We start from the raw sequence: 12,011 nt of genomic DNA on the forward strand, positions 1-12,011 counted from the left end.
TTTGATATGTACCCCTTTTGTTGGACAGCAGTGAAATGGGAACAATATCATTTGAGGGAACGGGGCGATTATTTCGGTGGCGCTTCACAGGGATGAGACAATAATTTTGCCAGAAATCCATGTGAATTTGCCACCTTTTTCGATACAGGCTCTTTTCGTGATAATGTAGAGACAAATATGCGGGAAACGCAAAGAAAAGGAGAAGAGCCAATGAAAAGAAAGGCAGTTATTATGGCAATGATAATGTGTATGATGGGTACCACAGTTGGGGAAGCAGGTACAGTTCTGGCGCAGGCCGAAGCGGCAGACACAACAAATGCGGTCGAAGAAGGCCAGGTACTTCTTCCGGCAGCAGATGCTACATTCACAGAAGGGGAAGGCGTGGGCCCGGATAACGAAAAAGAGCCAACCTCTTATGATGAAGAAACCGGTATGATCCGGGCAGCAGCACAGGGCACCGAGATTGTATACACGGTACCAGAAGGTACAGAGGGAACTTTTGATCTGTATCTTACAGTATCTAAGGTTCTGGCAGCATTCAGTTCCCAGCCATTTACATTTACGATCAACGACGGGGAAACCTTCTCCGTACCGGTAGATCTTCAGGTTCCGGCAGATTCACCAGCTTCTTATAAAGACGACGGAGAGTATGATGAAGGAAGCCTTACAGATTCCGGAAGATTTCTTATTAAACAGAATTTGGAATTAAAGGCAGGGGATACCATTAAAGTGACTTGTGCATTTGGCTGCAAAGCGCCGACCTTAAAGGGAATGGTTTTCCCATATGTAGGAGATGTGCTTCTTGCACCAGCTGGAAGTGAAGTAGCAACCGGATATGATAATACGGTAAAAACGATTCCAGAGGCAGATCCATCCGATCCACTTGCCGGACTTGACATTATCTGGCTTGGCTCTTCCGTAACTTATGGAGCACAGGCTGGCGGACATTATTCCATGGTAGATGCGATTCAGGACAACCATCCGGGAACTGTGTGTGAGAAATATGCGATCAGTGCCACTACACTGGTAAATGAAAAAGAAGATTCTTATGTTTCCAGAATGAAACTGATCAGCAAAGACGAAACACCAGATCTGTTTGTAGTCCAGTTATCTACTAACGATGCAACCACAGGAAAACCGATGGGTGAAGTGACAGACAGTACAGATCCGGCTGACTTTGATGATACCACAATTGCAGGTGCTATTGAGACCATTATTTCCTATGTACAGGATACCTTTGGCTGCCCGGTCGTATTCTACACTGGAACCTATGCAGAGAAGGAAAACTATGAGGAAATGGTAGATCTGCTCCTTCAGATTCAGGAAAAGTGGGGAATCGGAGTTGTGGATATGTTCCATAATGAAGAGATGACAGCAATTTATGGTACAGATCTTTATAACGAATACATGCATGACGAGGTTCATCCGTTCCGTAAAGGATATGTGGAGTGGTGGACTCCGGTAATTGAAGAGTATCTGACGGAGTTTCTTGCAAAATAGCCAGGAAATATAATAACCGATCATGACGCTAAAATGACGGTTTGTGCCAATCATATTGCGAATAATATAGTATTTGCTTAACATGTCATTATTGAATAGAAATCTGTCACGATTGGACAACATTACCAATTGCTTTTGTGCTATACTACCAAAAAATAAGCAAGATTTTTGGTAAAATAGACAAAAGCGGCTGCAATTTGCGTATGAAAATTGACAGTCTGCGCAAGAAATGTACCGTGAACGGTAAAATCTGTTATAGTACTACCATAAAAGATAAGCTTACGCAACACCCAGGCATAAATGGAAAGGACGGCTGTCCAAATATGCCGAGGTGGTGCAAATGATAAAAGGAGGGAGCTTATGAGCAACAAGAAAAAGTCCGCAGGTCTGTGGAGAGGACTTACATCTGTATCAGCCAGTCTTCTTGCAGTGACCGTGGGCGCATCGGCTATCGTGGATGCCAATGCGGCATTCATCAATACACGTCTTGGAGTTTCCAGCTACAAGGTCGTAGATACCAGTAACGGAGAGAAAACAGATTCCACTTATTTCAAATCTGAGTTCTCAAGCCTTGATGAGGTAATCGCAGCAAAAGATGCTCTCGCAGCAGAGATCGCATCTGAAGGAACTGTATTATTCAAAAATGAAGATACAACCCTTCCTCTTGATACTTCTTCTGACAAGGTCACCCTTTGGGGATTAAACTCCATTAATCCTACTCTGGGTGGTATGATCGGATCCTCTGTTTCCATCGATGCGGAAGCAGGTCAGAAGCAGTATGATATCCAGACCGCACTGACCGAGAAGGGCTTCTCACTGAATCAGGATATGCTGGATCTGTACAGCAGCGAAGATGTAAACGGTACATATGGCAGAAAGAATGGACATTCCTTACAGCCATCTTTTGGAACCATGTATGAGAATCCGGCAGCTTATAACGTTGGCGAAGCACCGGAGAGCATTTATGATGATGACGTTCTGAAATCAGCAGACGACACAGTTGCACTGGTTGTGATTTCCCGTGATAGTTCAGAGGCTTCTGACTATAACCCGAACATGACAAGCGCAAATGAGGAAGACAGCTACGAGCGTCCTCTGGCACTTTCCGATAATGAGAAAGCTATGATCGAGCTTGCGAAACAGCACAGCACAAAGGTTGTAGTTCTTCTTAACACAAACAACCCGGTTGAGATCGACGACCTGAAGAACGATGATGGAATCGGTGCAATCGTATGGGCTGGCGAGCCAGGTGCAAACGGATTCCTTGGTGTAGCAGATGTTCTTTCCGGTGAGGTGAACCCATCTGGTCACATCTCTGACACATATGCAGTAAATTCCACATCTGCTCCGGCAATGGTAAATTATGGTGTATATCTTTACACTAACAATTCCCAGGCTGGTTCTGATGCAGTTCTTACAGAGGAAAACAAAGGTGACTGGTATCTGGTAGAATCCGAAGGAATCTACACCGGTTACAAATACTATGAGACAAGATACGAAGACGAAGTTCTGGGACAGGGAAATGCAGACACCACAGAAGGTTCTTCAAGCGGTGATGCATGGAACTATGCAGAGGAAGTAAGCTATCCATTTGGATATGGACTTTCCTATACCACATTTGAGCAGAAGCTTGAATCTGTAGATGTACAGGTTGGTGGAACTGCAACAGCTAAGGTTAACGTAACCAACACAGGTGACGTTGCTGGTAAATCTGTAGTTCAGCTGTATGTACAGTCTCCATATACAGAGGGCGGCCTTGAGAAATCTGCTATCCAGCTGATCGGATATGGAAAAACACAGGTTCTTGAGCCAGGTGCTTCCGAAGAAGTAACCATCGAATTTGATCCTCTTTACATGGCAAGCTATGATGAGGAAGCTGTGAAAGCAGACGGAACACAGGGTGCATGGTCACTGGAAGCCGGCGATTATTATTTCGCAATTGGTAACGGTGCACATGAGGCTCTGAACAATGTTCTGGCAAACAAGAACGGAAATGAAGATGGACTTGTAAAAATTGCTGAGACAGACGAGATCAATGCAGACAATGCAATCAAATGGAATCTTGCAGATACAGATATTGAGACCTATTCCACTGGCGTTCAGAATGAGCTGCAGGATATGAACATCAACAATCTGATTGAGAACACAGTTGAGTATACTACAAGATCTGACTGGTCCAAGGGCTGGGAGCTTGTAGAGGCTATCACACCTACAGATGCTATGATGGTTGGTCTTACTGATCAGCTGTATGAGCTTACCGAAAATGACGGTGATGGCAATGGCATTACCTGGGGTGCAGACAATGGTCTGAAACTGATTGACATGATGAAGCTTGATGAAAACGGCAACTATGCCGGGGCAATCGACTTCGATGATCCGATGTGGGATCAGCTTCTGGATGAGGTTACTCTTGATGAGGCAATCCAGTTTATTGAAAAAGCAGGTGATGACTTTGAGAATATCGATTCCATCCAGCTTGCAAGAGTTTATGCAAACGATGGTCCTCTGGGATACACCGGTGACCAGGTTGGCGGTTACTTCGTAAGATGGTCCAAAGACCTTTCTGATGAAGACTACTACACTGAAGAAACAGACGATAAGGCTACTTACCGTATGGCAACCATGCCGACAGAGCCGATCGTTGCAGCAACCTTCAACAAAGAGCTTGTTGAAAGAGAAGGTGAGCTTCTCGGAGAAGATGGTCTGTGGGCAAATGAGAGTTCTATCTTTGCACCAGGTCTGAACCTTCACAGAACAGTTTATTGCGGACGTAACCATGAGTATTATTCAGAGGATTCCGTCCTTACAGCTAACATGGGAAATGCTTTTGCAATCGGATGCAAGAACAAAGGAACCATGTCAGAGCCGAAGCATTTCGCATTTAACCATCAGGAAGCAAACCGTTCCGGTCTGTCTACATTCATGACAGAGCAGGCAGCCCGTGAAAATGAGCTTCGTGGATTTATGATGTGCATGAGTAACAACAATGCACAGGGTGTTATGACAGCATTTAACCGTGCAGGTACTTCTTTCGTAGGTGCTTACAAGAACCTTCTTGACAACATTGCAAGAGGTGAGTGGGGTTACCAGGGATGGTTTGTAACCGATATGATCAACGGTGCAGACTACATGAACTGGAGAGACGTTACAGCAGCAGGCGGCGGTGGAACACTGACATCTTCCGCATATGATACTTCTACAATCGGTGCTATGGCAGATTCCAAGAAAGCAATCGAGAAGGATGTAAACTTCCAGCAGATGATGAAGAAGAATCTGAAATACTTCCTGTATCAGCTGGTACAGAGTAATGCAATGAACGGAATCAGTTCCACAACTGAGATCCAGGCTGTAAGAACCTGGTATCAGAATGCACTGGTTGGCGCAGAAGCAGCATTCGCTGTACTGACAATCCTGTTCCTGATCATGACGATCCTGAAAACCATTAAACCTAAAAAAGAAGCGTAATCGGAGGTGCGGATGATGAATAAGACAAAAAAATCAATCGGACTGTATCTGACGCTTGTAGCAGGCATTATCGCCATTGTAGAAGCAATTTACTATGGCAAAGTAATGTATACTTTCCAGCCAGTATATTATTTCCTGGCAGCAGCAATCGTCCTTGCGGTACTTTCCTTTGTACTGGTTGGTTTCAACAAAGTGATCACCGGATTTATCCCGGTTGTAAATGCAGTATTAATGGCAAGCGCAGCAGTATGGAGCGCTTCCGTAATGGTAAACCAGATCGGTTATGTAGTATCCGGACTGGACGGAATTGACACAATCATGAGCTTTATTATCTTCTGCAGCCTGGCAGTAGTTGGTATGATCATTAATATCGTAGCATCTTTCCTGCCGGTAGCTAAAGAAGCAGAATAAGAAATATCTGGAAATAAAAGTTTAGCTACAGTCACTGGGAACAGGCGCGTAGGCGACCTGTTTCCAGGATGAAGATGTAAGAAGTTAACTGCGCGGCATGCAGTTACAATAGAAAAGGAGAGAAAATCATGAAGAAAAAAGTTTTAGCACTTGTACTTGCAGCATCTATGGCAGCATCTATGGCAGCAACCGTTTCTGTATTCGCAGAGGCAGCTACTGCAACAGAGGCAGATCTTCCGGCAGAGGCACAGTTCGAGCCAAACAAAGACTACGACAAATACACAGTAGTTGAGTATACAATCGAAGACATCCAGGCTGATCTTGTTTGCACAGTATCTGCAAAAGAAGACAACAGCGAGTTCTATCTTGAGTGCAACTTCTATGGTGACGACCAGATGACAAGAACTACTTATGATGGAAAAGAGTTCAAAGTAGAAGAGGATAAGACAGGCTTCATGGCTGGAGATACACCTGCAATCCTTCAGAAAGCAATCGACCAGAACGTATGGGTAGCAATCGGTGATGGCGCAGCAGCTGACGATGCAGCAGCAGACGACGCTAAAGCAGACGACGCAAAAGAAATCAAAGGTGTAACAGAGGACAAGCTTCCGGCTGAGCCACAGTTCGAGGCTAACAAAGACTACGACAAATGGACAGTAGTAGAGTACACAATCGAAGACATCCAGGCAGACCTTGTTTGCACAGTATCCGCAAAAGAAGATGACAGCGAGTTCTATCTTGAGTGCAACTTCTATGGCGATGACCAGATGACAAAGACAACCTATGACGGAAAAGAGTACAAAGTAGAAGAAGATAAGACAGGCTTCATGGCTGGAGATACACCGGCAATTCTTGACAAAGCTCTTGAGCAGGATCTTTGGGTATACTTCGATAATGGAGCAGACGCAGCTGATGATGCAGCAGCTACAGATGCAGCAGCTACAGACGGAGCAGCAGCTACAGCAGCAGACCTTCCGGCAGAAGCACAGTTCGAGCCAAACAAAGACTATGACGAGTACACAGTAGTAGAGTATACAATCGAAGACATCCAGGCAGACCTTGTTTGCACAGTATCTACAAACAAAGATCACACAGAGTTCTATCTTGAGTGTAACTTCTACGGTGATGACCAGATGACAAAGACAACCTATGATGGAAAAGAGTACAAGGTAGAAGAGGATAAGACTGGCTTCATGGCTGGAGATACACCTGCAATCCTTGACAAAGCAATCGAGCAGAACATCTGGGTTCCGATTGAGAAATAATTATCTGATTTAAAGATAAGCTTACACTTAAAATTTTATATACAGCATTTCGGTAACTGAGGTGCTGCAGCGAAAAGGGTGCCTTTGCCATGGGGCACCTTTTTCGCGTAAAAAGAAATATTATGGGGGATTTGCTATGTTGAGGGTGGCAATTGCAGAGGATAATCCAAAGGATCGGGAACGTCTTCAATCCTTTTTAAAACAATATGAAACAGAAAAAAATACGCAGATAGAAATAGCAGAATATACAGATGGAAGTAAGCTCCTGGAACAGTACCGCCCGTGCTATGATGTGATCTTTCTGGATGTGGAAATGCCGGAAATGGATGGCATGAAAGCAGCCGAGAAAATCCGGGAAATGGATGAAGAAGTCATTCTGATTTTTATAACAAATATGGCGAAATACGCCATCCGGGGCTACCAGGTTCAGGCTCTTGACTATGTACTGAAACCAGTAAAATACGAAGCCTTTTCTGTAAAAATGGATAAGGTAAAACGTCTTGCGGAAAAGAAAAAAGATAAGAGCATTACCATAAAAACAGGTACTACGACTCATCGGTTACAGCTTTCCCATATCCAGTATGTAGAAGTGGTACAGCATCTGCTGATCTTTCACACAGAGGATGGGGATTTTTCTACAAGAGGCGTATTGAAGGATGTAGAGTCTGTTCTTGAAGAGAACGGTTTTTATAAGTGTAATAAATGTTATCTGGTAAATCTGCGTCATGTGCGGAGTGTGCATGATGGGATGGCACTTGTAGGAAATGAGCAGTTACAGGTAAGCAGGGCACGAAAGAAAGCATTTACAGAGGCTGTGGCGGATTATATCGGAGATATGCAAAGTATCTAAAACGTTATTGTTCATAGAATGAATAGTAGTTCTAAGGATGCTTATTAGATAATGGTTCAATAGACAATAATTGTAAAGATACTAAGTGAAATTAATTAGGCAGGACAGGAGAGAAAAATGGAAAATTGGCTGCAGGGAATGGATGGCTTTTCCTATTGCATAGAGATGTTGGCGGCATCTTTTTGCTTCTTCATTTTTTTGAAAAAAAGAAATCATTTCTGGATTCGGGTTGTAATCAGCGTAGGGGTACTGTTTGCGGCAAGCTTGATCATTTATCCATATTTTACAGATATTACGAATGTATATAATTGGGTATGGTTTGTTTTTATTTTTGCATTAATAATTGCCATATGTTTTTTTTGCTGTGAGATCACGTGGAAAGACGCTGTTATGGCAGCTTCCTGTGGTGCATTGCTTCAGCATACAGCCTCTTCTCTTTTTATTGTAGTATTTTATCAGGGGATTATTCCAGAATTTTCTGGAATAAGATACTGGGGAATGTTTGCAGGCGTATATTTTCTGGGGACCTTTTTAATAGCGAGAAAGCTTCCAGATCAGGGGCATTATCATGTGAGTAAGGCTAATGCTGCGATCATGGCTGTTACAGTGCTAACAATTGTTCTGGTACTAAGTGTACTGGTGAAAAGTACCACCATTGATGTAATTGGAGTTGGAACAGCAAACAAAGAATATATAAAATTGTTCCGCTTAAATCAGATTTATGCACTTGGAGCCTGTGTTCTTGTGCTGGCGTTGGAAAGTATTTTGCAGCGTGAACTTCGTATCCAGCAGACCCTATCCGAGAATAAAAACCTGTGGACACAGCGTCAGCTTCAGTACGAAATGTCCCGTGAAAATATCGCTATGATCACCCGCAAATGTCACGACATGAAGCATCAGATCGAGGCACTGATCCAGACAGAAAGCCATTCCCAGAGACGCAGAAATTTCATAGAAGAAGTTCAGGATATGATTCAGGTTTATGACAGTGATGTACATACCGGAAACGAAGCGTTGGATACAATATTAATGGAAAAAGGACTGTATTGTAAGGTACATCATATTGACTGGACCTGTGTGGCAGACGGAAAATTATTGGAATTTATGGATGTAGTTGATCTGTTTACAGTCATGGGAAATGCTCTTGATAATGCTGTAGAAAGCGTGGAAAAACGTGACAAGGACCAATACAAAAGCATTGGTGTACGGGTGTGGAAAAAAGATCTTTTTGCAGTGATTCAGGTGGAAAACTCCTTTGAAGGGGAGCTGAAAATGAAGAACGGTCTGCCCCTTACCAGCAAAGCAGACAAAGAAAATCATGGAATCGGAATCCGCAGTATCAAGTCAATTGTGGAGAAATATCAGGGAACTGTCAGTGTCCGTGTACAGGATGGAAACTTCGTTCTGACTATACTATTACCGATCATGTCATGAAAATGACGGTTCATTCCAAAGCCCTTGCGAGGGCTTTTTCTTTTGCTATAATTTACCATAAATAAAAAAGGAGAGGAAAAAACATGGAGAAGAAAGCCAAAAAGCGAATGGGCAACAAAGCCTTTGCAGGAATCTGGGGAACCGTTCTTGCAATCCTTCTGATCGCGGTTCTGGTTGGTAACTATTTCGCAATGAAATATACCACAATCATTACCCGTTCACTTGGACACACAACAACAAAGGTTACCACCACAGGTGATGGAAGTGGTGACAATGAGTACTTTAAAAGTGATTATGCCAGCCATGATGAACTGGTAGATCACGAGACCGAATTCAGCAAACAGCTGGTAGCAGAGGGTATCGTCCTTATGAGAAACCAGGACAATGTACTGCCTCTGGAAAGCGGCAAAAAGATCAGTCTTTTCGGACTTGGTTCTGCGAAATTTGTATACAGCGGACTTGGTTCTGGAGCCATTGATACCACAAAAACAACCAGCCTGAAGGACGCACTTGAGGCAGAAGGCTTCCAGGTAAACCCAGATCTGTATTCTGTCTATGAGAAATCTGAGTCCCGTGTAGGAAAAGAGGAAGATCCATCTACTTATCTGGATTCCGTAGCAGATTCTGTAAAAGAATACAATGATGCTGCAATTGTGGTAATCTCCAGAAACGGAGCAGAGGCACAGGATCTTACCGAAGATCAGCTCTCTCTTTCTGACGCAGAAATGTCACTTGTCAAATATGCAAACGATAATTTCGACGATGTAATCGTAATGCTGAATACAGCAAATGCCATCGAAATGGGATGGTCTGATTCCAGATTTTTCCCGAATATTAAAGGCTGCATGTGGGTTGGATATCCAGGACAGGAAGGTATCACTTCTATCGCAAAAGCACTGACAGGAGAGGTAAATCCATCCGGACGTCTGGTTGATACCTATGCATATGATGCAATGAGCGCACCGGCAACTCAGATCTTTGAGTATGGTGAATGGACAAACACAAACAACGAAGAAAACGGTCCGAAGAACGCTTATACCGTATATGGTGAAAGCATTTATGTAGGATACCGTTACTATGAAACTCGTTATGAGGACACTGTCCTTGGACAGGGAAATGCTTCCACAGCAGACAGTGAATATGATTATACCAAACAGGTTCAGTACCCGTTTGGATATGGAATTTCCTATACACAGTTTGGTTACAGTGACTTCTCCCTGACAGAAAACGGAGACAATTTCACTGCACAGGTAACCGTTACAAACAACGGTGATGTAGCTGGAAAAGATGTTGTTGAGGTTTATTTCCAGTCTCCATACACCGATTATGACAGAGAAAATCTGGTTGAAAAATCAGCTGTTGAGCTTTGCGGATTTACAAAAACAGGTGAGATCGCACCTGGAGAAAGCGAGACAGTAAGCGTAGATATTCCAAAAGAAACTCTTCGCGCATATGATTATAAGAATGCAAAAACTTACATTGTAGATGATGGTACATACTATTTTGCAATCGGTGATGACTGCCATCAGGCACTGAACAATATTCTTGCTGCAAAAGGTTACACAACTGCAGACGGCATGGATGCAGAGGGAGATGATTCCCTAGTTGGAACTTACGAGCAGAAAGAATTTGACAACACAACCTATGCAAAAGATGCCACAACAGGCAATGAGATCACAAATCAGTTTGATTATGGAAACATTCAGACTTATGACGATTCATATGTATATCTGACCAGAAATGACTGGACAGGAACATGGCCGACCATTTACGGCGAGCCAGGAGAAAAAGGCAGATACAATGCGGAAGCAACCGATGAATTCGTACAGTTAAGCCAGAATAACATTTATCAGGATGATCCGAACGCAGAGATGCCGACAACCGGTTCCGGTGATAACATCAACCTGATCACCATGCGTGGAAAAGATTATGATGACGAAGGCTGGGATGCAATCCTGGACTGCCTGACTGTAGATGAGATGGTAGAAATGGTTCGTCTTGGTGGATGGCAGACAATGGCAATCGACAGCATCAGCAAGCCAATGTCCAGTGACCAGGATGGCCCTGCAGGTATTTCCGGTGAGCTGATCATGAGTGATGTAGACTGCATGGGATATCCAAATCAGGAACTTCTTGCAGCCACATGGAACAAAGATCTGGCACTTGAATTTGGTAAATGTATCGGTGAGGACGGACTTTCTGTAAATGTACAGGGCTGGTATGCACCTGGTGCAGGAACCCACAGAACACCGCTTGGCGGACGTAACTTCGAGTATTATTCTGAGGATACTTACCTTGCAGGGGCAATGTGTGCAAACGAAGTTTCCGGTGCACAGAGTAAGGGAATGTACTGCTATCTGAAGCATCTGGTACTGAATGACCAGGAACAGAGACGTTATGGTATTTCTACATTTACTACTGAGCAGGCACTTCGTGAGCTGTATCTGACACCATTTGAAATGGCTGTAAAGGATGCTGACTGCCATGGTATGATGGCTGCATTCAACGGTATCGGCGGTATCTGGTGCGGTGCAAGCAAAGAACTGATCACCAATGTCCTTGGAAATGAGTGGGGCTTCCACGGTATTATCGTAACCGACTACGCTTCTGCAAACGACGGTTATATGTTCATTGATGCAGGTCTTCAGGCAGGAACTGACCTGTGGCTGAATACAGATTCCGATGTTTATAAAATGGGAGATGTATCTGGCAATGCAACCTTAGTAACAGCTCTTCGAAATGCTTCCCATGACATTCTTTACACAGTTGTAAACAGCTCTGCAATGAATGGAATCGATGAGAATGTGGTAGTTAAGAAAGTGCTTCCACTGTGGCAGTACTGGCTGATCGCATTTGATGTAGTGATGGCTGTGATCATCATCGGCAGTGTGCTTCTGGTAATCAGAAGATGCAGGAAAAAAAACGCGGTTGTGATCGTAGTGGAAGAAGAAAAAACAGAAAATAAATAGGTTTTCAGATTTAAGAGAGGCGCTTTCCCAGTGAAATGGGGAGGCGCCTTTTAGACATTCCAAGCCAATTTTCGACATTTGGGTATATAAAAAGATATGAGTAATCACGAAAACTGA

General features: G+C 43.6%; 7 protein-coding genes. All 7 read left to right on the forward strand.

All coding sequences use genetic code 11. The annotated features are described in order from the left end of the window. Window positions 1-210 precede the first annotated feature (210 nt). The 7 genes from ACTQWB_RS04520 to ACTQWB_RS04550 all read left to right on the forward strand — a co-directional run bounded on the left by ACTQWB_RS04520 (window position 211) and on the right by ACTQWB_RS04550 (window position 11,894). Complete coding sequence (locus tag ACTQWB_RS04520; RefSeq protein ID WP_441500574.1) at window positions 211-1,500, forward strand: SGNH/GDSL hydrolase family protein; 1,290 nt, start codon at window positions 211-213, stop codon at window positions 1,498-1,500. 360 nt (window positions 1,501-1,860) lie between these two features. After that, a complete protein-coding gene (locus ACTQWB_RS04525) occupies window positions 1,861-4,965 on the forward strand; it encodes a glycoside hydrolase family 3 C-terminal domain-containing protein (RefSeq protein WP_441500575.1) in 3,105 nt (1,034 codons plus the stop codon). 12 nt (window positions 4,966-4,977) lie between these two features. Continuing rightward, entirely contained in the window at window positions 4,978-5,376 is a 399-nt protein-coding gene (locus ACTQWB_RS04530; protein ID WP_187565191.1) for a hypothetical protein, read from the forward strand. 128 nt (window positions 5,377-5,504) lie between these two features. Beyond that, window positions 5,505-6,641, forward strand: coding sequence for a hypothetical protein (locus tag ACTQWB_RS04535; RefSeq protein ID WP_441500576.1), 1,137 nt, complete (start codon window positions 5,505-5,507; stop codon window positions 6,639-6,641). 136 nt (window positions 6,642-6,777) lie between these two features. Then, window positions 6,778-7,491, forward strand: coding sequence for a LytR/AlgR family response regulator transcription factor (locus ACTQWB_RS04540; protein ID WP_441500577.1), 714 nt, complete (start codon window positions 6,778-6,780; stop codon window positions 7,489-7,491). Window positions 7,492-7,608: 117 nt separating this feature from the next. Beyond that, complete coding sequence (locus tag ACTQWB_RS04545; RefSeq protein ID WP_441500578.1) at window positions 7,609-8,925, forward strand: GHKL domain-containing protein; 1,317 nt, start codon at window positions 7,609-7,611, stop codon at window positions 8,923-8,925. An 83-nt stretch (window positions 8,926-9,008) separates the two neighbouring features. Continuing rightward, complete coding sequence (locus ACTQWB_RS04550; RefSeq protein ID WP_441500579.1) at window positions 9,009-11,894, forward strand: glycoside hydrolase family 3 C-terminal domain-containing protein; 2,886 nt, start codon at window positions 9,009-9,011, stop codon at window positions 11,892-11,894. Window positions 11,895-12,011: the final 117 nt, after the last annotated feature.

This window comes from Blautia sp. HCP3S3_H10_2 (assembly GCF_052122375.1).
In the GTDB taxonomy this organism is placed as follows: Bacteria; Bacillota; Clostridia; order Lachnospirales; family Lachnospiraceae; genus Blautia_A.

Bases quoted from the DNA above. Each gene is read 5' to 3' on its own strand.
- ACTQWB_RS04520 (WP_441500574.1), top strand. From the start codon at position 211: ATGAAAAGAAAGGCAGTTATTATGGCAATGATAATGTGTATGATGGGT.
- ACTQWB_RS04525 (WP_441500575.1), top strand. From the start codon at position 1,861: ATGAGCAACAAGAAAAAGTCCGCAGGTCTGTGGAGAGGACTTACATCT.
- ACTQWB_RS04530 (WP_187565191.1), top strand. From the start codon at position 4,978: ATGATGAATAAGACAAAAAAATCAATCGGACTGTATCTGACGCTTGTA.
- ACTQWB_RS04535 (WP_441500576.1), top strand. From the start codon at position 5,505: ATGAAGAAAAAAGTTTTAGCACTTGTACTTGCAGCATCTATGGCAGCA.
- ACTQWB_RS04540 (WP_441500577.1), top strand. From the start codon at position 6,778: ATGTTGAGGGTGGCAATTGCAGAGGATAATCCAAAGGATCGGGAACGT.
- ACTQWB_RS04545 (WP_441500578.1), top strand. From the start codon at position 7,609: ATGGAAAATTGGCTGCAGGGAATGGATGGCTTTTCCTATTGCATAGAG.
- ACTQWB_RS04550 (WP_441500579.1), top strand. From the start codon at position 9,009: ATGGAGAAGAAAGCCAAAAAGCGAATGGGCAACAAAGCCTTTGCAGGA.